Source organism: Acidisphaera sp. S103, assembly GCF_009765975.1.
Lineage (GTDB): Bacteria > Pseudomonadota > Alphaproteobacteria > Acetobacterales > Acetobacteraceae > Rhodopila.
The window spans coordinates 113,602-135,846 of record NZ_LMUJ01000042.1; the positions used below are offsets into that span (position 1 = coordinate 113,602).

Below are 22,245 nucleotides of genomic sequence, written 5' to 3' on the forward strand. Positions count from 1 at the left end.
GCGACGGCCACCACCACCCGATCCACCGGTTCGGCCACAAGGGTGATGATATGCGACGATTCGGTGGTGATCCGGGGTGCCCTGGCCCGCATCCTGGAATCCGACCCCGAGATCGCCGTCGTCGCCAAGGTCGAGAACGGCAAACTCGCGGTCGACCGGATCCGCGATGCCCGGGCCGACGTCGTGGTGCTGGATATCGAGATGCCGGTGATGGACGGCCTGACCGCCCTGCCCCTGCTACTTCGCGCCGACCCTGGCGTGCGGGTGATCATGGCCTCCACCCTGACCACTCGCGGTGCCGACATCGCGCTGCGCGCGCTGCGCCTGGGCGCGTCTGACTACGTCCCGAAGCCATCAAGCATCGGCACGGTCAACGACGACGGTTTCAAGCGGGAACTGCTGGAGAAGGTGAAGGGCCTGGGCCGCCTGCGCCGCCGTACGGCGATGCCCGCCCGAACCCAGCCGCCCATCGCGCTTCGGCCCGCACCGCCAATCCCCGCTCGGCTTCTCGCGGTGGGCAGTTCGACCGGCGGTCCGCAGGCGCTGTTCACCCTGGTGCAGGGCCTGGGACGCGCCGTCGGGGTGCCGGTGGTGATGACACAGCACATGCCGGCGACCTTCACACCGATCCTGGCCGATCATCTCAACCGCCTCGGACAGTTGCCCTGCACCGAGGCGCGCGACGGCCAGGCCCTGGTCGCCGGTCAGATCTACCTGGCGCCCGGCGACCGGCATCTGCTGGTCGAAGGCAACCGCACCAGCCTGCGCGTTCGGCTGACCACCGATCCGCCGGAGAATTTCTGCCGCCCCTCGGTCGATCCGATGTTGCGCAGCGCCGCGGCTGCGTGTGAGGGCCGGGTGCTGGTAGCCATGCTGACCGGTATGGGCCGCGACGGACTGACCGGAACAACCAAGGTGATCGAAGCCGGCGGCGCCGCCATCGGCCAGGATGAGGCCAGCAGCGTGGTCTGGGGCATGCCAGGTGCGATTGCACAGGCCGGGCTGTGCCATGCGGTGCTGCCGCTGCCGAAGATCGCCCCCAAATTGCTGGAAATGCTGAAAGGCGGACGCCCATGACCGCGTCTTTGTCCCAAGCCGCGTTCGATACGCTGGCCTCGCTGCTGAAGATGAAATCCGGGCTGATCATCGGCATGGATAAGCTGTATCTGCTGGAAACCCGGCTGGCCAGCATCGTCAAACGCGAAAAGCTGAACGATATGAACGCGCTGGCGGACCGTCTGCGGCGCCCCGGCAACGACGCGCTGGCCCGCGACGTGGTGGAGGCGATGACCACCAACGAGAGCTTCTTCTTCCGCGACGACAAGCCGTTCCTGCATTTCCGCACCCAGGCGCTGCCCCGGCTGGTCGCCGCGCGGCCGCCCGGCAGTCAGTTACGGGTCTGGTCGGCGGCGTCTTCGTCCGGCCAGGAAGCCTATTCGCTGGCGATGATCGTCGCGGAAGCCACCGCCGTGCTGGCCGCCCGCAAGGTGGAGATCGTCGGCACCGACATCGCCCGCGACCAACTCGCGCGCGCTCGGGAAGGCGTTTACTCGCAGTTCGAGGTGCAGCGCGGCCTGCCGGTGCAGATGCTGATGCGCTATTTCCGCAAGAACGAGAGCAACTGGCACATCACCGACGCGATCCGCGCCATGGCGCAGTTCCGCGAATACAATCTGCTCGCCGACCTCCGCCCGCTTGGCCGTTTCGATATCGTGTTCTGCCGCAACGTGCTGATTTATTTCGACCAGCCTACGAAAGCCCGCGTCTTGGAGGCGATCGCCGCGCTGATGCCGCCGGACGGACTGCTTTATCTGGGCGGCGCCGAGACCGTGCTGGGTATCACGTCACGCTTCGCACCGATGCCGAATGAGCGCGGCGTGTATGGCGTGGTCGCGGGAACCACACCGGCGACGACATCGCGCATGGCGGCGGTGGGGTAACAGTCAGGCCGTTACCATTGCCCCGTCAGCGGATATCGTCCGTCATGCCGATGACGAGCGGCATCCACGCCTTCTGCGTGCAAAGACAAAGGCATGTCAGGCGATCCTGCGCCCCTAACGACGACTGCACGTAAGTCCCGCGGGCGGCCGCGATCAGACCGTCTTCAGGAAGTCGGTCAGCTTGGTGATCGCGGTCTGCTTGTCGGTCTTGTCCAGCGCGCCGAGTTCCGCTGCCAGGCGATCCATCGCCGATTCGTAGATCTGCCGTTCGGAGAAACTCTGGTCCGGCTGTCCCGCATTGCGGTGCAGGTCCCGCACGACCTCGGCGATCGCCAGCGGATCGCCGGAGTTGATCTTCGCCTCGTATTCCTGCGCCCGCCGCGACCACATGGTGCGCTTGATGCGGGCCTTGCCGCGCAGGACGTTCAGCGCCTCATCGAACAGCTTGCGGCTGGCCAGCTTGCGCAGACCGGCGGTGCGAGCCTTGGCGACCGGCACCCGCAAGGTCATGCGGTTTTCCTCGAACGTGATGTGGATCAGTTCCAGCTTGTGGCCGGCGATCTCCTCGACCGCGATCCGCTCGACCTTGCCGACACCGTGCGTCGGATAGACCACGTGGTCGCCTTCCACGAAGATTTCCGCCTTCGCGATCGCCCGGGGCGTCAGGTTCGGGCCGTTATGCGGCGGCCGGACATTGGGTCGCTGTTCGGATGCGGTTGCCGGACTTTCGCCGACCGGCTGTTCGGCGACCTGGTTCGAAACGTCTTCCACTGTCTGCTGCTCGCCCATCATTTCGTCTGCTGTCTCGCCCACTTTCGCCGGCCGCTTCAGGTCATCGCGGCCAGACTGTTGTCCTTTTCGAAACCGCCACCGCTGGCGGACATCATCGTCCCTGTGTCCCCGCGACCAACGGCGCGGCGTCGGTCCCGGCGCCGCGACCGGCGGAATAACAAGGCAGCATAGCACGAAAATCGAGCCACGTCAGCGCCTAAACCCCAAACCGGAGTCTTGCGCCAACGCCAGCCGCATCAGGCTTTCCCGGGCTCCGGCGAGAACAGCTCGGCCTTGCCCGGCTTATCCTTCCATTCATCCGCGTCATCCGGAGCGACGCCCTTGCGGGTGATATTGGGCCAAAGCGTCGCGTATTTACGATTGGGTTCCACCCAGTCGGCCACTCGGTCGTCGCTATCCGGCAGAATGGCCTCGGCCGGGCATTCCGGTTCACAGACGCCGCAGTCGATGCACTCATCCGGATGGATAACCAGCATGTTCTCCCCGACGTAGAAGCAATCCACCGGACAAACCTCGACACAGTCCATGAATTTGCAGCGAATGCAGTTTTCGGTGACCACATAGGTCATTGGGGAACCTCTGGATGTCGGAAAAACGCGGCACGAAGCCGACTATCATTGCGCGCGATATGCCGACGAATCCTCTGCGATGCAAGATGTTACCGACACATCGCTGATATCCCCCGGACGGTCATCCACGGGGCTGACATCGGTATACAGCAACCGAGCCTCCGAGGCTGGCCCGCGCCGAACGGCAAGGCTGGCAACCCGGAGAACCCGCACCGAACCATGCAGTGGAATGGTCAGCACGTCGCCGACCCGCAGTTTCGCGTGGGGCTTGCCCGTGGGCTGGCGGTTGATCCGGATCGACCCTTGCGCCACCAGGCCGGCGCAATCGGTGCGCGCGCGCATCACCCTGGCGCACCACAGCCATTTGTCCAGCCGCTGCCAATCCCGGTCTTCGGTGTCCGCTATCGTGCGCCTCCCCGCTTCAAGGCCGCCAAGGCGGCAAATGGTCCCCCGGCGACCCGCACCGGTGCCGGCACATCGACCAGCGGCTTGCGGCGGCGCAACGGCATCAGCATCGCCGGCGCCGGCGGTCCGAACGCGTCGGGGTGCAGCGCGACGGCCGGCAACACCCGGAACCCCAGCGGCCGCAGCACGGCGGGCACCATGTCCGGCTTGATCGCGAAGCGCGATGCCAGCCCCGACGGCAAGGCGGCCGGCCCGCGGCGAGACCGGTAGCCGAGTTCCCCGGCGATTTTCTCGGCGATATCCAGCCGCAGCAGGATCGGGCCGGCCTCGACCCAGCCGGCCATGGCGGCAAATCCGGCCGGCCAGTCAGGCTGGTGGACCGGCACGGACACCAGTGCCGCGGCCGGCAGGGTGGGCACCCGTACGCCGTGATGCAAAGCCCACAGCCGCGCCCGCATCTCCGCCGATCGCGGCTTCATCAATGCCGGCATGAACAGTGCGAACCGCCCGGACCGCACGCCCAATGCCCGCAGCCGAGGCCTCAGTTCAGCGGACAGCGTCTCCTCGTCCACACCGGGGATCAGCCCCAACGACTCCATCAGCCTGTGCAGCGGTCCACGCAGGGCCGGATGGCTCCGCGCCAGTGTCTCGGCCGCGAACAGTGGCGCCAGGTCCGCCCTGATCCGGCCATCCAGCCAGGTTTGCAGCCGTCCCCTGACCCGTTCCCGCTCCGCGCCGTCGAGAAACTCACTGTCGAGCACCTGCACCCGCGGCCGCAATGGCACCGAACCGGGGACCAGCTTCGCCACCGGCACGCCGTCCCAGGTCAACCGGTGATCGGCGGTCAACCCGAAGGCGTCATCGGCCGCGACCTCCAACACCCCAACCCGGCGTGGCATTTCGTCGCGCAGAGCCCGCCGGGCCGCCCGCAAAACCAGCTTTTTCTCGTCACCCACGGCCAGCGGATCGGGCACGAACCCGAAGCCCTCGATACGCCCGACATCGTGCCCTTCCACGACCACTTCGCCCCGCCGCGTCACGGCGGACAGCAAATCTTTCCCTTCCGCCTCATCCAGCCGCCGCATCAGCATCGCCGAACGGCGATCGACGAACCGGCTGGTCAGGCTTTCGTGCAGCGCGTCGGACAGCTTGTCCTCGACTTCCCTGGCCCGCGCCTGCCAGTGGACCGTATCCTTCACCCAATCAGATCGAGCGGCGATGTACGACCACACCCGCACCCCCGACAGCCGTTGCATCAGCGTGTCGATATCCCCGTCCGCTCGGTCCAGCCCGGCAATCTGCGCGGCGAGCCAATCGGTCGGCAGATACGTGTCGGTCGCCACGTGCCCGAACACACGAGCGCACAGTTTGGCATGGGTATCGTCGGCCAACTTCCGAAAATCCGGAATTTGGCAGGAATCCCACAACAGCCGCATCCGCCGCCGCCCGTTCGCCAGCTTGCGGATGTCGGGATCGCGCGACAGGGCGGTCAGCGTCTCCAGGTCGGACGCCTCATTCCCGCGCATCAGGCCGGGGCGCGGCGGCGGCGCGTTCAGGCTGTCGATCAGCGAGTCCAAGGAGGCAAAATCCAGGTCGCTGTTGCGCCAGCACAGCGTCTCCAGCGAGTCGAAACTATGCGCCTCCACCGCCGCGACGACCTCATCCGGGATCGATGGGCACTCGGTGGTGGTGCCGAAGGTGCCATCCTTCATCCCGCGCCCGGCGCGTCCGGCGATTTGCGCCACTTCCGACGCCGTCAGCCGGCGCGGGCGATGGCCGTCGAACTTGCCCAGGCCGGCGAACGCGACATGATCGACGTTCATGTTCAGGCCCATGCCGATCGCGTCGGTGGCGACCAGGAAATCGACCTCCCGCTCCTGATACAGCGCCACCTGGGCGTTGCGCGTGCGCGGCGACAGGCGGCCCATGACCACCGCACAGCCGCCTTTCCGCCGCCGGATCAGCTCCGCCAACGCATAGATCTCGGCCGCGCTGAACGCGACGACGGCGGTGCGCGGCGGCAGCCGCACCAGCTTGGCCGGCCCGGCATAGGATAGCTGCGACAGCCGCGGCCGGGTCTCGATCTGGGCGGAGGGCACCAAATGCCGGATCAGCGGCGCGATGGTCTCGGCGCCGAGGAACATCGTCTCCACCATGCCGCGCGCATGCAGCAGCCGGTCGGTGAACACGTGCCCGCGGTCCGGGTCGGCGCACAGCTGAATCTCGTCCACCGCGACGAATTCGGTGTGGCGATCCAGCGGCATGGCTTCGACGGTGCAGGAGAACCACCGCGCGTCGGGCGGGATGATCTTCTCCTCACCTGTGATCAGCGCGACGTAACGGGCCCCCTTGATGGCGACCATGCGGTCATAGTTCTCACGAGCCAGCAGGCGCAGCGGGAAACCGATGATGCCGGACGAATGGGCCAGCAACCGCTCGATCGCGAGATGCGTCTTGCCGGTGTTCGTCGGGCCCAGGACGGCCTTGACGCGCGCGGCGAAACCGGAGTCGGAGCCAAGCATGGGGTGGATGTTTGGGTGTCCGGAGCCGGAATGCAAGCGGCGATGTTGTGACGACGGCGGTTCACCGGAGTACTGTCGCGGAGCGGGCCGGCACGTCAGCCGGCGCACCTGATGATTTCAGCTTCAGCCGATTAATGACATATCCTATGGGATGTCTTATATCACCTCCATGCGGCGCGTGGTGCTGGACAGTTCGGTCGTCATCTCCGCGTTTCGCAGCCGGCAAGGCGCATCACACAGGCTGCTTGGCCTTGTCTCCGATCGGCGGTTGGTGCCGCTCGCCGCGCCGGCACTCTTTCTGGAGTATGAGGCGGTGCTGAAACGCCCGGAGCAGCGCCAGATATCAGGCCTCACGCTCGCCCAGATCGATACCGCCCTCTCGGCTCTGGCGGACGTGATCGAGCCGGTGGACGTACATTTCGCGTGGCGGCCGCAACTCTCGGATTCCGACGATGAAATGGTTCTGGACGCGGCGATCAACGGGCGGGCCGAGGCGCTCGTTACCCACAATATCGCGGATTTCGTTCGACCCGCGCGCCGGTTTGGCTTGACTGTGTTACCGCCGGGCGAATTGTTGAGAAGGATTCGACAATGAGTAAAGGAACTTACCCGCTCAAGCTGCCCGCCTCCATAAAGGCGGCGGCGGCGCGATTGGCGAAAGAAGACGGTGTGTCGCTGAACCAGTGGATCGCATCCGCGGTGGCCCAAAAGGTTGGGGCCGTGGAGACCGCCGGTGCATTCTTCAAGAAACGCGCCAGGGACACACACGCGGAGGATTTGCGTGCCATCCTCGCCTTAGTGCCTGACCGGGCACCCGACCCAGGCGATGAGTTGCCGGCAGAGCCATGATGCCCCAGGACCTGCCGAACAGTCCGGGTGGGCGGGGGGCCTGGGGTGGATCCACGGCAACAGGACGCCTTCGCCGCTTGACTAACCCAACCCGCCAGGGTTTGTGTGCCGCCCCTGACAGCGCCGCCGCTTAACCGGCCGATTTCCGCGGGATACCAACGCATGCACGCCTATCGTACCCACACTTGTGGCGCCCTGCGCGCCGCCGACGCCACCAAGGACGCCCGCCTCTCGGGTTGGGTGCATGCCAAGCGCGACCACGGCGGCCTGCTGTTCATCGACCTGCGCGACCATTACGGCCTGACCCAGTGCGTGTTCGCCGCCGGGTCCCCCGCCTTCGCCGCCGCCGACGCCATCCGCCCCGAAAGCGTCATCACCGTCACCGGCCACGTCGTCATGCGCGAAGCCGGCACCGTCAACCCCCGACTGCCCACCGGCGAGGTCGAACTCCGCGTCGCCGAACTGACCGTCCAGTCCGCCGCCGAAGTCCTGCCCATGCAGGTCGCCGGCGAGGAGAAATTCCCCGAGGACATCCGCCTCAAATACCGCTTCATCGACCTGCGCCGCGAGAAGCTGCACAAGAACATGATGCTCCGGTCCCAGGTCATCACCTCGGTCCGCCGCCGCATGATCGAGCAGGGCTTCCTCGAATACCAGACGCCGATCCTGACCGCGTCCTCCCCGGAAGGCGCCCGCGACTTCCTGGTGCCGTCGCGCATCCACGCCGGCAAATTCTACGCCCTGCCCCAGGCGCCGCAGCAGTTCAAGCAGCTTCTGATGGTCGCCGGCTTCGACCGCTACTTCCAGATCGCCCCCTGCTTTCGCGACGAGGCCTCTCGCGCCGACCGCTCCCCCGGTGAATTCTACCAGCTCGATTTTGAGATGAGCTACGTCACGCAAGAGGATGTTTTTAATACAATTGAGCCCGTCATCGCCGGCGTGTTCGAGGAATTCGCCGACGGCCGCAGCGTCACCAAGCCACCGTTCCAGCGCATTCCCTACGACCAGGCGATGCTGGAATTCGGCTCCGACAAGCCCGACCTGCGCAACCCGATCCGCATCGCCGACGTCACCGAACACTATGCCGGGTCCGGCTTCGGCCTGTTCGCCCGCATCGCCGCGTCCGGCGGCATCGTCAGAGCCATCCCCGCCCCCGGCGCCGGCGCCAACCCGCGCAGCTTCTTCGACAAACTGAACGACTGGGCCAAGGCCGAGGGCCAGGGCGGCCTCGGCTACATCACCTATGACGCGGAAGGCCCGAAAGGCCCGATTGCCCGCAACCTGGAACCCGCCCGCGCCGAGGCGATCCGAACCGCCTGTGGCCTGAACCCCGGCGACGCGGTCTTCTTCGTCGGCGGCAAGCAGGATGTCGCGCAAAAATTCGCCGGCACCGTCCGCACCCGCCTGTGCGACGAACTCGGCCTGCTGGAAAAGGGCGCCTTCAAGTTCTGCTGGGTCACCGACTTTCCGATGTTCGAGCTGAATGAGGAAACCGGCCTGGTCGATTTCAGCCACAACCCGTTCAGCATGCCGCAGGGCGAACTGGAAGCGCTGAACACCAAGGACCCGCTGACCATCAAGGCCTACCAGTACGACATCGTCTGCAACGGCATCGAGCTGTCCTCCGGCGCCATCCGGAACCACCGCCCCGACATCATGATCCGGGCGTTCGAGATCGCCGGCTACACCGCGGCCGATGTGGAAGCCCGCTTCGGCGGCATGCTCAACGCCTTCCGCTACGGCGCGCCGCCGCACGGCGGGTCGGCCCCCGGCATCGACCGCATGGTCATGCTGCTGGCCGACGAACCCAACATCCGCGAGGTCATCCTGTTCCCGCTGAACCAGCAGGGCGAGGACCTGATGATGGGCGCCCCCGCCGAGGTCCCATCCGCGCGCCTGAAGGAACTGTCGCTGAAGATCGACATCCCGCCGGCGCGGCCAAAAGTCACAGGTAGCTGAGCCCGCCGCCGACCGGTGGCGCGATACCCCGAGGTATGTCTATCCTCACGCGCCCGTTCGCGGCCCAATTTCCAACGGAGTCATTCATGCGCCTTCCCGCCGTCCTTGGCGCACTGCTTCTCGCCACCGCGATCACGGTCCACCCCGCCGCCGCGGCGAACGCCCCGGTGCCCGCGATCGCGTCCAACGAGGACGGGATGCTGGCACACAAGGCGCTTTACACGCTGACGCTCGACAGCGCGAAAAGCAACGACGTGATCGGCGCCACCGGCACCATGGGCTACGAGGTCACCGACGCCTGCGATGGCTGGGCGGTGCGCCAGCGCCTGAACATGACCATCACCAATGCCGACGGACAGCAAATCCAAATGGCCTCGGATTACGCCACCTGGGAGTCGAAGGACGGCCTGAAGTTCCGCTATCACATGCGCCAGACCACCGACACGGCCGTCACCAGCCAGACCGACGGTGAAGCCACCTTGCAGAAAGTCGGCGGCCCCGGGGAAGCGCGCTATACCGCCCCCCACGACAGCGTCAGCAAGCTGCCGGCCGGCACGGTGTTCCCGATGGCGCACACCGCCGCGATCATCGCCGCCGCGCGCGACAAGCAGCATTTCCTCAGCCTGCCGCTGTTCGACGGCACGGACGAGAACGGTGTGGAGGACAGCTTCATCGTCCTGCTGGACTGGAAAGCGCCGATGCAGACCCAGTGGCCGGTGCTGTCGGTGCTGCCCAGCACCCGGATCCACATCTCGTTCTTCGACCATGCGCCCAGCGGCCTTACGCCGACCTATGAGGCCATCATGCGCTACTGGGAAAATGGCGTCGCCGACGACATGAAGATGAACTTCGGCGATTTCACGATGAACGCGAAAATGAAGGATTTCAAGCCGCAACCGCACCGCTGTTAGCCACCCGGCCAGGCTCGGGTCTCGTCACCAACGCCCGGGACAGTGCCTATGGTGGGGCCAGTTGGCCGGTGTGCCTCTCCAGCATGTCCCAGCCGTCATCCCCTATCCTCTTCCGCCAGGCCGTGTAGTAGCCGGATTTGCGGAGTTCGGATCGGAAGCCCTGGGTGTCCACGGCGTTGAACTTCATGCCCGCGGATTCCAGGTCCTGGTGTATCTTGCCGTTCGCGTCCGCCATGTCCTGGCGTTGATGCAGACCGCTCTCATTCATAGCCGCGGCGACGATGTCCTGTAACTTCGCCGGCAACTTTGCCCAGGATTTCCCGCTGACACATATCCATTCGCCGTCCCAGACATGGTTGGTCAGCGAGCAGACGGACTGCACCCTGAACAGACCGTCGGCATCGATCAGCGGCAGAATGCTCTCCTGCCCGTCGATCGCATTGGCCCGCAGGGCGGGCTCCAGCGCGCTGATCGGCATCGTCACCGGCAGTGCCTTCAGCGCCTGGAACAAGGTGATGTAATCGGGCTCCGGCGGCGTGCGCAACCGCAGGCCGGCCATGTCCGCGGGCGACTGAATGACCTTGCCGCTGGTGGTGACCTGGTGAAACCCAAAGTCCCAGCAACGCTCCATCGCCACCAGACCCAGCAACTCCTTCATCTGCGCCCGAATGTAGCCCCCGATGTCGCCGTCGAGCACGGGCCACAGTTGATCCGGACCGGTAAAGGCGAAACCCACCATCGGCAGGGCGGCAATCGGCAGGTCCTTCGTCAACACCTGGCCGGTCAGCGGCACCGCGTCGATCGTTCCGGAACGAACCTGCGCCAGCAAACCCAGCGGGCCGCCCAATTCGCTGTTGGGATGGATCTCGACCGTCATCTGCCCGTCGGAGCGACTCGCGATCGTGTCCGCGGCCTCCACCAGCCGCAGATGCGTCGGGAAATCCACCGGTGCATTATGCCCGATCCGCCATTTCACCCCCGCCGCTCGGGCCATCCGCGGCAGGAACGGGGCGGCAAGCCCGGCCGCCGCCAGCACCGCCCGCCGCGGCATCCTTTTGGCGGCCAAGTTCGGGACCGAAAGACGAGGTGACCGGGTGGCCGATCGGCCGGGTCCTTTGACGGCGTGCATGGTGTTCGTCCCTTTTGGATCGGGCGACATTTCCCATACATTCCCCCCAGAAATCCATCCCCCGATCGCAATGGAGACGTCAGCGCCGCGCCGGCGGCTGCTGCTCGTCCTTCCATTGATGCGCGGTCTCGGTGGCGTGCCGGTCCGAGGCCGGAGTTCCGGTCCGAGGCCGGAGTTCCGGTCGGACGCTCGTCTATCGACCGTTCATGCGACGGCCGATCCGGCCGTCCGACACCGGTGATTCCGGAGTTGGCCGGCGGATCGCTGGCCGGGAAGCTGTCTTCCACGGTCTTGTCGTGTTTCCCGTTGCCTGGCTGTCCCGTCTGCTTCAGGCTCATCCGTTTCGCGCCCATCCGATTCGCGCCCATCCGATTCGCGATTGTCGGCATGGCGGTTCCTTTCGTCCGGCGTGAATGCCGGTCCTGACTGGAACGCCCCGGATGTCCCCCGGTTTATCTTCCCGCATTTGCCGCCTCATGCGACAGTGCCGCCATGCTCACACCCGTCCGCCTAGGCATGCTGACCCCATCGTCCAACACCACGCTGGAACCGGTCACCGCCGCGATGCTGGCCGGCCTGCCCTCGGTCTCGGTGCATTTCGCCCGCTTCCGGGTGACCGAGATCGCCCTGACCGCCGACGCCCTCGCCCAGTTCGACGACCGCCCGATCCTGGCGGCGGCGGAGCTTCTGGCGCACGCCAAGGTCGATGTCATCGCGTGGAACGGCACGTCGTCCGGCTGGCTGGGTTTCGACGCCGACCAGCGCCTGTGCGAGCGGATTCAGGCCGCGACCGGGATCCGGACCAGCACGTCGATGCTGGCGCTGAACGAGATCCTGGCCACCACCGGCGTGAAACGGTTCGGGCTGGTGACCCCGTATATCGATGCCGTGCAGCAGCGGATCGTCGCCAATTACGCCGGACTGGGGATCGCCTGCGACGCGGAACGGCATCTCCGCATCCAGGACAATTTCGCCTTCTCCGAAGTTTCCGCCGACACCCTGACCGGCCTGATCCGCGCCGTGGCGGCGGAGAAACCGGACGCGATCGGCATCATCTGCACAAACCTGCGCGCCGCCCCGCTGGTGGCAGCACTGGAGGCGGAACTTGGGCTCCCGATCTACGACACCATCGCCACGGTGGTCTGGAAAAGCCTGAGGCTGGCAGGGATCGACCCGGCATTGGTAACCGGATGGGGCCGGGTGTTCGGCGTATGACCCGCGTGTTGCCGGCATAGGCCAGCGCTTCGAATCATCGACCCCAATCTTGGCAAGGTCGGATAAAAAGGGTGGTGCGGGCGGTCGGAATCGAACCGACACTCCTTGCGGAACCGGATTTTGAGTCCGGCGCGTCTACCAGTTCCACCACGCCCGCATCTCGCCGCAGATGCCCTCGACTCGCGCTTTGCAGATACGCGACCCGCCTCGATCCAGCGGCTTCTCAGCTACTCCACTAACCCTCTAAATCCAAACACCTTTTACCGTCTCCGCGATAAACCGCGGCATGGCAGACAAAGCACTTTTCGTGTCGACCGCATCTACCGTTCCGCCGCTCTCGCGTCCGGCCCCATAATACAGCATCGCGGCGGCACGACAACGCGCTGTTTCGTAGTTCCTCACACCCGGGCTACACGACGCCCATGCGGTTCCAGGCGTCCAGCGCGGCGATTTTGTAGGCTTCCGCCAAAGTCGGATAGTTGAAGGTATTCTCGATGAAATAATCCAGCGTGCCATGCAGGTTCAGCACGGCCTGACCGATATGCACCAGTTCGGTGGCCCCCTCGCCGACGATGTGGACACCCAGCAGGCGGCGGGTCTTCAGGGAGAAGATCATTTTCATCATGCCGTTGTTCAGGCCCATGATGTGGCCGCGCGACGTCTCCCGGAACCGGGCAATGCCGCATTCATAGGGAATGCCGCGGCGGCGGACTTCTTCCTCGCTCATGCCGACGGTGGATATTTCCGGTACCGAGTAGATGCCGTAGGGGAAGTAATCCGGTGCGGGCGGCATCGCGATGTTGAAAGCATGGCATGCGGCGATACGCCCCTGCTCCATCGACGTGGACGCCAGGCTGGGGAAGCCGATGGCATCGCCGGCCGAGTAGATGTGCGGCACTTCGGTCTGAAATGTGACGGGATCGACTTTTAGCCGGCCGCGGTCGTCAGGCACCAGGCCACAGGACGGAAGATTCAGGCTGTCGGTCGCACCGACCCGCCCGGCCGCATACAACAGCATCTCCGACCGGATACGCCGGCCGTTTTCCAGGATGGTGACCGGCCAGTCATTCTCGATCTCGATATGGGAGACCTTGGCGCCGAAGCGGATCGCCATGCCGCGATCCCGGAGCTGATGGGTGAAATCCTCGATCAACTCATGGTCGATGAAATCGAGAAGACTTGCACGTGATTCGACCAGCGCGACGCTCACGTCGAGCGCGCTGAAAATTGTCGCGTATTCGACGCCGATCACACCGCCGCCAACGACGGTCAAACTGCGTGGCAGGCGAGGAACCTCGACGATTTCATCGCTGTCGAGAATATTGATCCCGTTGAATGGCACGTCGGCCGGACGATAGGGCCGCGTGCCCACGGCAATCATGATCTTGTCGCCGGCGACAACCCGGACATCGCCATCGTTCAAAGTGACTTCAACCGCGTGGGGGTCGAGGAAGCGGCCCGTGCCAATAATGGTCTGGACTTTGTTGCGGGCGAACTGATGCTCCAGCACATCGACCTCATGATCCAAGGTCATGTGAAGCCGCATCATCAGGTCTTTGGCCTGGATGTCTTTCTTGACGCGGTAGGCGCTGCCGTAAAACCCGCGTTCGCGCCAGCCCGTCAGATTCAAGACGGTTTCACGCAGCGTTTTGGACGGGATGGTGCCGGTATGGACCGACACACCACCCACCCTGCGGCCCTTTTCCACCACAAGGACAGTATGGCCCAGCTTCGCGGCCTGAATCGCGGCACGGCGCCCGGCGGGGCCACTGCCGATGACGATAAAATCGTATCGTGTCATTACCGAGTGTGCCACCCGTCTGTTGGCAATAGACTACTCTGTTTTCGCGCCGGTGGGGAGGGGCAAATCGCCCGGATTGACGGCGGCCCGGGCAAGGGTCAGCATTTCGGCAAGGCTGATCAACGGGGAAAGGGAGGACGTGCCATGCCGCTGCCAGCGGATCAGGATGTCAGCACGCCGAAATATCTGCGGGACAAATACGCGATCGTCGGCGTTGGCGAGACGACATATACACGCGGGTCGGACAAGACGACGCGCGCACTGGGGACATGGGCGCTGCGCAATGCGGCAGCGGACGCCGGAATCAAGACCTCCGACATCGATGGCATGCTGTCGTATTCGAACAATGACAGCACCTCCGCCACCTTCATGGCCGGCGACATCGGGACCCGGTTGAATTTCTACATGGATTGCGTCGGTGGCGGATCGTCGACCGAGGCCCTGATCGGTATCGCGATCGGTGTCATGGAGGCCGGGCTATGCAACTGCGTGGCGCTGTTCCGAGCGATGAACGGCTTCTCGCAGGTCCGTATCGGGGGAACCGGCGCACGTTCGGCAACGCCGGTCGGCGGCGACATGCTGCACAGTCGCGCCTATGGCTGGCAGAGCGCGGGGCAGATGTTCAGCCCGACGTTCATGCGGCACATGTACGAATACGGCACCAAGCCGGAACAAGTCGCCATGGTGAAGGTCGTGCATTCGGAACACGCCTCCAACAATCCCAAGGCGTATTACAAAAAGCGATACACGGTGGATGACGTGCTCGGCAGCCGGATCATTTGCAAGCCGCTGCACCTGCTGGACTGCTGCGTCGAGACCGACAATGCCACCGCGATCATCATCACGCGGGCGGATCGCGCACGCGACATGCGGCACACGCCGGCGCTGATCCGCGGCATTGCCGGCCGGTGCAGCAAGCCGCGCATGGACATGCATTACCAGGCCGGACCGATCGCGCGCGTCGGCGGATATTTCGCCAAGGACATCCTGTGGCCCAATGCCGGGGTCGGTCCCGAGGATATCGACGCCACCGGGGCTTACGACGCGTTCACCTTCACCTCGATGCTGCAACTGGAGGATTACGGGTTCTGCAAGAAGGGCGAAGGCGGCGACTACGTGTCCTCGGGGATCACGCGGTTGGGCGGGCGGCGGCCGAACAACACCTCCGGCGGTCATCTGTGCGAGGGCTATACCCACGGCATGAACATGGTGATCGAGAATGTCCGCCAGCTTCGGCACGACATCGACGATTCCTGCCCGATGGGCCCGGACGGCAAGCGGCAGCACACATACGATTACCGCGAAGGCGGCTGCCGCCAGGTCAAGGATATCGAAGTGACGGCCAATCTTGGGTGGGCCAACCCGATGACGGGTTCCGCCATGGTCATGCGGCGCGGCTGAAAGGAGAAACGCTTATGTCCCTTCAAGGCAACTACCTCGGCATGTCCCTGTCGATCGACGATCTCGACAAGGAGAACCTGACCTACTTCGCGCACTGCGCCCGGCACGATTTCCATCTGCAGAAATGCGACGATTGCGGGCTGCTGCGCTATCCCCCGACGACCGGCTGCCCCTGGTGCGCCAGCCCACGGGCGACCTGGACCGCTGTCGAAGGCAAGGGCGAGGTGCATTCCTATGAGGAAGTACATCACGCGATCCAGCCCGCGTTCAAAGCCCATACGCCGTATATGGTCCTGCTGGTGGACCTCGACACCCAAAAGGGCCAGCCGTCGGAACATGAGGCGCTGCGGGTGGTCGGCAACCTGACCCTGGCTGACGGCAATCTCGCGCCGCCCGAGGCCGTGCGAAAGGTCGGTATCGGCACACGCGTCCGCCTGGCTTTCAGCGATGTGGCCGACGGGCTGTCCCTGCCGCAATGGACCGTGGACACGGACGCAAAGCAACCCGAGACGCCTTGGCGGTATCCACAAGAGTAGGATGATCTTCGACCAAGCCACGGGCGCACAGTGGGAGGCCGCCCGGATTTTCGGTGGTGCGACGATGGTGGCGTTCCTGGCGGCCCGGATGTTCCGCCGCCAGGCTCAATGGCTTCGCATCGCGGTTGCCATTCTCTATATCGCTGGCGTTCTCGGCTTTGTCGCGTACGTCCTGCTCTGAATTTCAGGCGCGGAAATCGGCGCCATCCGTCACGCCTCCGCGGAACGGCCCTTGAACCCCATCGCAACGACATACAACTCGCTGGATTCCTTGCGGCTGGACGGCGGTTTGGCATGGCGGACATGCGAGAAATTTTGCTTCAGCACGTCGAGTATCTGCTTCTCCGACCCGCCCTGGAACACCTTCGCCACGAACGCCCCGCCCGGCGACAAAATCCCCACCGCGAAATCGAGCGCCATTTCCGCCAACGCCACGATCCGGATGTGATCCGTCGCGGCGTGCCCCGTGGTGTTCGGCGCCATGTCGGACAGCACCAGGTCGGCACCGCCGCCGAGGTCCGCCGTCAACCGCACCGGCATATCCGGGTCGGTGAAATCGCCCTGGATCACCACCGCGCCCTGGATCGGATCGATCGGCAGCAGGTCCACCGCCAGCACCGAGGCCGCGCCACGCTTCACCGCCACCTGCGTCCAGCCGCCCGGTGCGGCGCCGAGATCGAGCACCCGGACGCCCTTGTGGATCAGTTTGAACTTGTCATCGAGTTCCAGCAGCTTGAATGCCGCCCGCGACCGCCAGCCCTGCTGCCGAGCCGCCGCGACGTAGGGATCGTTGAGCTGACGCTTCAGCCAGGCGGTTGAGGCGGGACTCCGGCTCTTCGCTGATTTGACGAAGACCGACAGACTTCGGGACGGCGGCTTGACAGGCGGACGGCTCATGAACGGCAGGGATCACGTCGCCGTCCCTGGCGCAAGCGGTCGGCGCGCATCAACCGCAGCAGCATGCCCTCCCGCAGGCCACGATCGGCGACGATCACGTGCGGCGCCGGCCAGACGCGGGTGATGGCGGCGAACACCGCGCAGCCGGGCAACACGAACTCGACCCGATCCGGACCGACGCAGGGGTGCAGCATCAGGCCCTCACGCCCGAGCGCCCGCAGGTGGGCCAGTGCGTCGGCCGCGGCCTGGCTGCAAAGCTCGACGCCATCCACCGCCATCCGGCGATAGCGCTCCAGCTTCAACGCGACTCCGGCCAGGGTGGTGACGGTGCCGCTAGTGCCCAGCAGGCGGACGCCGCCGCCGCGCATTTCGCGGGCGATGCAATGCACTTTCTCGAACGGTTGCAGGCGTTCGGCGACGTCGGCGACCATCGCCTCGAAGCCGTCTTCGGTGAAGCCGGCGCCGCCCCAGCGTTCCGCCAGCGTCACCACGCCGACGGGCAGGGATTCGTAGCCGATCAGTTCCGGGTGGCCGTCGGTCAGGCGCACCCAGGCGAGTTCGGTGGAACCGCCGCCGATATCGAACAGCAGCGCCCGGCGATCGCCGCACGGCAGCAGCGGGGTGCAGGATTCCAGCGCCAGCTCGGCTTCCTCGCGACTGCTGATGATGCCGAAATCGAAGCCGGTCTCCTGCTTGACGCGGCACAGGAAGGCGGGGCCGTTGGTCGCACGCCGGCAGGCCTCGGTCGCGATGGCGCGTACCTGACGCACCGGGCGTCGCGCCAGCCGGCCTGCGCAGGCGTGCAAGGCGCAGATCGCACGGTCCATCGCGGCGTCATTCAGGCAACCGGTGCTGTGCAGCCCTTCCCCCAGGCGGACGATACGGGAGAAGCTGTCGAGCACCCGGAAACTGTCGCCTGAAGGCGTTCCAACCAGCATCCTGCAATTGTTGGTGCCCAGGTCCAGGGCGGCAAAGGCGGGCCCAAACACGCGCCGGCCCGGATCGGAGCGTCCCGGATCGGGCGCCCCAAGGTCTGGCGGCGCAAGGCTCGGGGGCGCAGGATCTGGAGACGCCTGGCCGGGAGACGCGAGATCTGGCGACGCCGCCTGACCCGTCAGATTGGAGGCGGCACTATCCGGACATGTCTCATCCAGCCGCACTTCATCGCATTGTGCGGCGGTTTCAAGCTCGGCCGTGGCTTGAACCGGCATCATCCTTGGATTGTCAACCGACTGCGTGTGGCGGGCAAGCACCGAATGCAAATGTGGTGCCGGCTATCGGCTTTTTCATACCCAGGGTTCGTCCCGCGCACCCCTTCACGGCGGTGGACCTAAAAATCGCGATCGGGAATTTGCGTGGGAAACCCGCCAACCGCCGCCGCCCGTGGCCTTCACCTCGCGCGCGGCCATGTGGGCGCGGCGCAGCATCGTACGGACATCCTGGGCGCTGCCGGGGTCCCGGCTGGCGATGCCGATGGAAAAAGTCACGCCCTGAGCGTCCGGCAGGTCGTGGAAAAGCCGGCCGGCGCACAGTTCCTCGGCCCGTTCGGCGGCTGTCAGATGATCCATGCCATCCTGCCAGACGGCGAACTCATCCGCCCCCACCCGCGCGACAAGGTCGCTGGGCCGGACCGAGGCACGCAACTGACTGGCCATGCGGACAAGAATCCCGTCCCCTCGCGTCCGCCCCAGCGACAGGTTGACACGCCGCAGGTCGTCGATATCCACCAGCCACAACGTGCCGACGACGACGTCCATGTCGAGCCGGTCGATACGTCGTTCGGCCTCATCCAGGAACCAGCGGCGGTTCGGAATGCCCGTCAGCCGATCGATACCGGCCTGGCCCATGCCGGCGCCGACAGCAACACGCAGCAGCATGGCGACAGAGGCCGCAAGGTCGTGATCGGACTCGGTCCACGGCCTCGATCGCGGGGCTCGCCACAGCAGTAGGCCCCCGGGGCAGTCAGGCGGAAAGACCCAGGGACAGGCCAGAAGCGGGCGCTTGTCGGCGGTAAGGGCCTGGGAGGGGCGATTGGGGCTGGCTGCCAACAGCATGTGGCCAAGATCGGCGACGCCAGGCTCGTCGACACCCAGGAAATAGGCGACTGGCTCCTCGGCGGCATCCGCGCTCAAGTCAAGAATCGCGATCCCGTCCAGGTCCGCCGTCAGACGCAATTCCTCTAAAATCGCAACAATGGAGCCATCGTAATCGCCTCTGAACGGCACGTTCGTCTCCTCAAGCCAAAGGACGGGGAGCAGCTTAGGCTTTTTCCGCGCCAGATGGATAGAATTGGCGCCCATACCGGCCGCCCGATCGTTTGGATATCGCACGCGCGGGGTGGCAATGCACTGGCTGCACCATTCGATAATCATGTCGCCTAGGAAACGGCTCGTTACACGTCTGCCATGGTGACAGCGGTAAGGCCCGCATCCGGCTTCGATACCAGCCCACGACGGGCCGGCAGCCAGTCCCGATGCGCTGCGGCGTCACCGCTTCGGCGCTGCCATCGCCGGCGTCGTCCCGAAGGTTTCCCGAAACGCCGCCCCAAACGCCGGCACGCTGGCATAGCCGACAGCGGCCGCCACCCGGGCCGGCGGAACGCCCTGGGCAATCCTGGCCAGCGCCTCGGTCATACGCAATTGGCGGCGCCATTGCTGGAAGCTCATGCCCGTCTCCGATCGAAACAGGCGCGCCAGCGTCCGCACCGAGGCACCGGCGACCGTCGCATAACCATCCAGGTCGCGCGCATCGGCCGGATCGGCAATTAGCGCTGTCGCCACCCGAGCCAGCCTGGGATCGCGGCAGGCCGGCAAGGATAAAGGCCGCGTGCCGGCCCGCCTGATCTCATGCAGCACCAGCGCCGCCACCAGGCGGATCGGGCCGCGCGAATCCCACACCACGGGTTCCCCGCACACCGTCAGGATCAGCTCGCGCAGCAGCGGCGATACGGCGATCACCGTCGCCGCTGCCGGGCCGGACGCCGCCGCATCCGCCCGCAGGAACAGGGATCGCATCTGGACCGCGCCGTCCATCCGGACCGCGTGCCGCATGTCGGCGGGGACCCATAGGCCGGTTCCGGGCGGAACGGTGAACAAGGCGGCCTCGGTCGTGACGCGCAGCACGCCGGCGATGGCGAACAGAAGTTGCGCTCGGGGGTGCCGGTGCAGGCCGGTGTCATGGCCGGCTTGGTAGTCGTTGGAATAGCCGACCATCGGCCGGGGCGCCTGCTCGAACGGCTGCAGGCGGCTTTGGCCGGTACGCGACAGAGTTTGGCCAGACATCGCCATAGCGACAACCTATATTTTTCGTAACACAAAGGGAATGCGGATCATGACTCCAGCCGCCCGGCAGATCGTGTTCATCAACACCGCCCACACGATCACCCATTACAGCCTGCTGATCCTGCCCACCGCCGTACTGGCCATGGCCGTCCCCGGCGGTCCGTTCGGCGAGTCCTATGGGCCGATTCTGGCGCTGGCCACCGGCGGGTTCGTGTTCTACGGCCTGCTGTCGCTGCCGCAGGGATGGCTGGTGCAGCGCTTCGGCCGCAAGGCGCTGATGACAACATTTTTCCTGGGAACCGGCCTGAGTCTGATCGCCGCCGGCCTGGTCCATTCACCGATGATGCTCGGCGTGGCACTGGCCTGTGCCGGGGGCTTCGCCGCGATCTATCATCCGATCGGCACGACGATGCTGGTGGAGGCTGCGGGCGACAGACCCGGCCGCTCGATCGGGGTGAACGGGGTGTTCGGCAACCTGGGGGTCGCCTTGGCCCCGGTCGTCACCGCCTTCCTGGCCAATGAGATCGGCTGGCGCGCGGCGTTCGTCGCCCCCGGGTTACTGTGTGTGACGGCCGGGCTATTCTGGATGCGGACGCCGCTGGCGCATGTCAGCGCGCATGCCAATGCCCGCCCGTTCCCGCCGATTCCGCGGCATCTGGTCCGTCGCGCGGTGCTGGTTCTGATGCTGATCGCGATGTCGTCCGGGCTGGTGTTCAACGCCTTTACCATCCTGTTGCCCAAGCTGATGCAGGAACGGCTGGCCGACAACGCGACGTTGTTGCCGCTGGTCGGTCTGGCGGCCTTCCTGGTGACGCTGTGCGGGGCGCTGACGCAGTTCTCCGTCGGGCGGATGATCGACCGTAACACGCTGAAGACGGTGTTCCTGCCGGTCAGCATCGTGCTGGCGCCGGCGATGCTCGCGCTGTCCTTCGCCCAGGGCTGGCTGGTGCTGCCGCTGGCCGGCGCGGTGGCGGCCTCGATCTTCGGGCAGGTGACGGTGAACGAGACGATGGCGGCCCGCTATATCTCCCCTGCCCTGCGGGCGCGGATTTACTCGGTGCGGTTCTTCGTCGGATTCCTGGGGGCCGCCGCGGCAGCGCCGGTGGTTTCCACCCTATATGAGCGCACCGGCAGCGTGGCGGCGGCGACCGTGGTGCTGTCGGCATTCTCGGTGGTGACGCTGGGGTGCGCGCTGTTCTTTCCGAACCGGAAGGAGGAACTGGCCCCCGAGTTGTGGGCGGATGCAGTGCCGATGGCGGCGGAATAAGGGCACGCCAGACCTGCGGCCGTTCGCCGCCGCACACGTTAATTGCAAAGCGCCGCCGAACGCGCCACATCCCTCCGCATGCTCCTCCGCCGCTCTCTGCTGCTGTCCGCCGCGCTGCTTCCCTTAGCCCAGACGGCCAGCGCGGACCCGCCCGCTGTCGCGCTTTCCGCCTCGGACCAGGCGGATATCGGGCGAATCGAGGCCTATCTGAACGGCATTCGGACGCTGAAGGCGCATTTCCTGCAGGTGGCGCCGAATGGTGGCATCTCGGAGGGCACCGCGTGGCTGGAACGGCCGGGGCGCATGCGGTTCCAATATGATCCGCCGGCGCCGTTCCTGCTGATCGCGGCGCACGGGCAGTTGATCTTCCACGACTCGTCGCTGGGGCAGGACAGCAACATCCCCCTGAGCCGTACGCCGCTGGGTATCCTGCTGGCCGACCACGTGACGCTGGCGGGCGCGGTGACAGTGACCGCCATCCAGCACCTGCCCGGCCAGATCCAGCTGACCCTGGAGCGTACCGCCAGCCCGGGTGATGGGTCCCTGACGCTGATTTTCACCGATTCGCCACTGACTTTACGGCAATGGACCGTGGTGGACGCGCAGCGGCGTGAGACTCACGTCACCCTGTCCAACGCCCAGACCGGCGGCACATTCGACCCGACTTTGTTCGAGCAGGTCTTCGTCCCGTCGGAACAAAAACGCTGAGCTCCCGGGCCGCACGCCGATGACCGCATGACGGGCATGTGCCCGCCGGGACGAAAAAGTCTT

General features: G+C 65.7%; 22 protein-coding genes and 1 tRNA gene. 12 read left to right on the forward strand and 11 right to left on the reverse strand.

Annotated features, from left to right (window positions below; translation table 11 throughout):
- The first annotated feature begins 45 nt into the window (after positions 1-45).
- Together GSQ89_RS10785 and GSQ89_RS10790 are read left to right on the forward strand one after the other, a co-directional pair.
- Positions 46-1,077: a chemotaxis response regulator protein-glutamate methylesterase gene (locus tag GSQ89_RS10785; protein ID WP_158925274.1), complete on the forward strand. Its 1,032-nt coding sequence runs from the start codon at positions 46-48 to the stop codon at positions 1,075-1,077.
- Positions 1,074-1,940: a protein-glutamate O-methyltransferase CheR gene (locus GSQ89_RS10790; RefSeq protein WP_158924883.1), complete on the forward strand. Its 867-nt coding sequence runs from the start codon at positions 1,074-1,076 to the stop codon at positions 1,938-1,940. The genes GSQ89_RS10785 and GSQ89_RS10790 overlap by 4 nt, the downstream gene beginning before the upstream one ends.
- A 153-nt stretch (positions 1,941-2,093) precedes the next feature.
- Here GSQ89_RS10790 and GSQ89_RS10795 read toward each other — a convergent pair whose 3' ends face one another.
- The 4 genes from GSQ89_RS10795 to GSQ89_RS10810 all read right to left on the reverse strand — a co-directional run bounded on the left by GSQ89_RS10795 (position 2,094) and on the right by GSQ89_RS10810 (position 6,228).
- Positions 2,094-2,753, reverse strand: a complete 660-nt coding sequence (locus GSQ89_RS10795) for a CarD family transcriptional regulator (protein WP_254073160.1) — start codon at positions 2,751-2,753, stop codon at positions 2,094-2,096.
- Positions 2,754-2,968: 215 nt separating this feature from the next.
- Entirely contained in the window at positions 2,969-3,301 is a 333-nt protein-coding gene (gene fdxA, locus GSQ89_RS10800) for a ferredoxin FdxA (RefSeq protein WP_158924885.1), read from the reverse strand.
- Positions 3,302-3,346: 45 nt separating this feature from the next.
- Positions 3,347-3,643 (reverse strand): RNA-binding S4 domain-containing protein, encoded by a 297-nt coding sequence (locus GSQ89_RS10805; protein ID WP_254073161.1) that lies wholly within the window; start codon positions 3,641-3,643, stop codon positions 3,347-3,349.
- A gap of 59 nt (positions 3,644-3,702) precedes the next feature.
- Complete coding sequence (locus GSQ89_RS10810; protein WP_158924887.1) at positions 3,703-6,228, reverse strand: helicase-related protein; 2,526 nt, start codon at positions 6,226-6,228, stop codon at positions 3,703-3,705.
- 181 nt (positions 6,229-6,409) lie between these two features.
- Between GSQ89_RS10810 and GSQ89_RS10815 the strand changes: the two genes are divergently transcribed.
- The 4 genes from GSQ89_RS10815 (at position 6,410) to GSQ89_RS10830 (ending at position 9,947) form a co-directional block, all read left to right on the forward strand.
- Complete coding sequence (locus GSQ89_RS10815) at positions 6,410-6,823, forward strand: putative toxin-antitoxin system toxin component, PIN family (RefSeq protein ID WP_254073162.1); 414 nt, start codon at positions 6,410-6,412, stop codon at positions 6,821-6,823.
- Positions 6,820-7,077: a toxin-antitoxin system HicB family antitoxin gene (locus GSQ89_RS10820; RefSeq protein ID WP_158924891.1), complete on the forward strand. Its 258-nt coding sequence runs from the start codon at positions 6,820-6,822 to the stop codon at positions 7,075-7,077. Before GSQ89_RS10815 ends, GSQ89_RS10820 begins: the two co-directional genes overlap by 4 nt.
- 162 nt (positions 7,078-7,239) lie before the next feature.
- Positions 7,240-9,036: an aspartate--tRNA ligase gene (gene aspS, locus GSQ89_RS10825; protein ID WP_158924893.1), complete on the forward strand. Its 1,797-nt coding sequence runs from the start codon at positions 7,240-7,242 to the stop codon at positions 9,034-9,036.
- Between the two features lie 86 nt (positions 9,037-9,122).
- Positions 9,123-9,947: an EipB family protein gene (locus GSQ89_RS10830; protein ID WP_158924895.1), complete on the forward strand. Its 825-nt coding sequence runs from the start codon at positions 9,123-9,125 to the stop codon at positions 9,945-9,947.
- A gap of 46 nt (positions 9,948-9,993) precedes the next feature.
- Here GSQ89_RS10830 and GSQ89_RS10835 read toward each other — a convergent pair whose 3' ends face one another.
- Positions 9,994-11,013, reverse strand: coding sequence for a TRAP transporter substrate-binding protein (locus GSQ89_RS10835; protein WP_158924897.1), 1,020 nt, complete (start codon positions 11,011-11,013; stop codon positions 9,994-9,996).
- Between the two features lie 555 nt (positions 11,014-11,568).
- Here GSQ89_RS10835 and GSQ89_RS10840 point away from each other — a divergent pair.
- The gene (locus GSQ89_RS10840) at positions 11,569-12,291 is read left to right on the forward strand and encodes an aspartate/glutamate racemase family protein (RefSeq protein ID WP_216856110.1); all 723 of its coding nucleotides are present in this window, start codon (positions 11,569-11,571) and stop codon (positions 12,289-12,291) included.
- A gap of 72 nt (positions 12,292-12,363) precedes the next feature.
- Here GSQ89_RS10840 and GSQ89_RS10845 read toward each other — a convergent pair.
- Together GSQ89_RS10845 and sthA are read right to left on the reverse strand one after the other, a co-directional pair.
- Positions 12,364-12,448 (reverse strand) — tRNA-Leu (locus GSQ89_RS10845).
- A 252-nt stretch (positions 12,449-12,700) separates the two neighbouring features.
- Positions 12,701-14,092 carry a Si-specific NAD(P)(+) transhydrogenase gene (gene sthA, locus GSQ89_RS10850; RefSeq protein WP_158924899.1) on the reverse strand — a complete coding sequence of 464 codons (1,392 nt, stop codon included), beginning with the start codon at positions 14,090-14,092 and terminating at the stop codon, positions 12,701-12,703.
- 144 nt (positions 14,093-14,236) lie between these two features.
- Here sthA and GSQ89_RS10855 point away from each other — a divergent pair, with 144 nt between their 5' ends.
- Genes GSQ89_RS10855 through GSQ89_RS10865 form a run of 3 tightly spaced genes read left to right on the forward strand, consistent with a single transcriptional unit; the run spans position 14,237 to position 16,210 of the window.
- Positions 14,237-15,493: a thiolase C-terminal domain-containing protein gene (locus tag GSQ89_RS10855; RefSeq protein ID WP_158924901.1), complete on the forward strand. Its 1,257-nt coding sequence runs from the start codon at positions 14,237-14,239 to the stop codon at positions 15,491-15,493.
- A 14-nt stretch (positions 15,494-15,507) separates the two neighbouring features.
- Positions 15,508-16,029, forward strand: coding sequence for a Zn-ribbon domain-containing OB-fold protein (locus GSQ89_RS10860; RefSeq protein WP_158924903.1), 522 nt, complete (start codon positions 15,508-15,510; stop codon positions 16,027-16,029).
- 1 nt (position 16,030) lies between these two features.
- Entirely contained in the window at positions 16,031-16,210 is a 180-nt protein-coding gene (locus GSQ89_RS10865; protein WP_158924905.1) for a hypothetical protein, read from the forward strand.
- Between the two features lie 29 nt (positions 16,211-16,239).
- Here the strand turns inward: GSQ89_RS10865 and GSQ89_RS10870 are convergent, their stop codons facing one another.
- The 4 genes from GSQ89_RS10870 to GSQ89_RS10885 all read right to left on the reverse strand — a co-directional run bounded on the left by GSQ89_RS10870 (position 16,240) and on the right by GSQ89_RS10885 (position 20,207).
- Complete coding sequence (locus GSQ89_RS10870; RefSeq protein ID WP_158924907.1) at positions 16,240-16,926, reverse strand: RlmE family RNA methyltransferase; 687 nt, start codon at positions 16,924-16,926, stop codon at positions 16,240-16,242.
- Positions 16,923-17,915: a Ppx/GppA phosphatase family protein gene (locus GSQ89_RS10875; RefSeq protein WP_371734240.1), complete on the reverse strand. Its 993-nt coding sequence runs from the start codon at positions 17,913-17,915 to the stop codon at positions 16,923-16,925. Before GSQ89_RS10875 ends, GSQ89_RS10870 begins: the two co-directional genes overlap by 4 nt.
- Positions 17,916-18,242: 327 nt before the next feature.
- Positions 18,243-19,151: a GGDEF domain-containing protein gene (locus tag GSQ89_RS10880; protein WP_158924915.1), complete on the reverse strand. Its 909-nt coding sequence runs from the start codon at positions 19,149-19,151 to the stop codon at positions 18,243-18,245.
- 261 nt (positions 19,152-19,412) lie between these two features.
- Positions 19,413-20,207, reverse strand: a complete 795-nt coding sequence (locus GSQ89_RS10885) for a helix-turn-helix domain-containing protein (RefSeq protein ID WP_158924917.1) — start codon at positions 20,205-20,207, stop codon at positions 19,413-19,415.
- A 49-nt stretch (positions 20,208-20,256) separates the two neighbouring features.
- On the opposite strand from GSQ89_RS10885, the gene GSQ89_RS10890 reads away from it, so the two are divergent.
- Both GSQ89_RS10890 and GSQ89_RS10895 read left to right on the forward strand, forming a co-directional pair.
- Complete coding sequence (locus GSQ89_RS10890) at positions 20,257-21,474, forward strand: MFS transporter (RefSeq protein ID WP_254073163.1); 1,218 nt, start codon at positions 20,257-20,259, stop codon at positions 21,472-21,474.
- A gap of 42 nt (positions 21,475-21,516) precedes the next feature.
- On the forward strand, positions 21,517-22,182 hold the full coding sequence (locus tag GSQ89_RS10895; RefSeq protein WP_254073164.1) for an outer membrane lipoprotein carrier protein LolA: 666 nt from the start codon (positions 21,517-21,519) through the stop codon (positions 22,180-22,182).
- Positions 22,183-22,245: the final 63 nt, after the last annotated feature.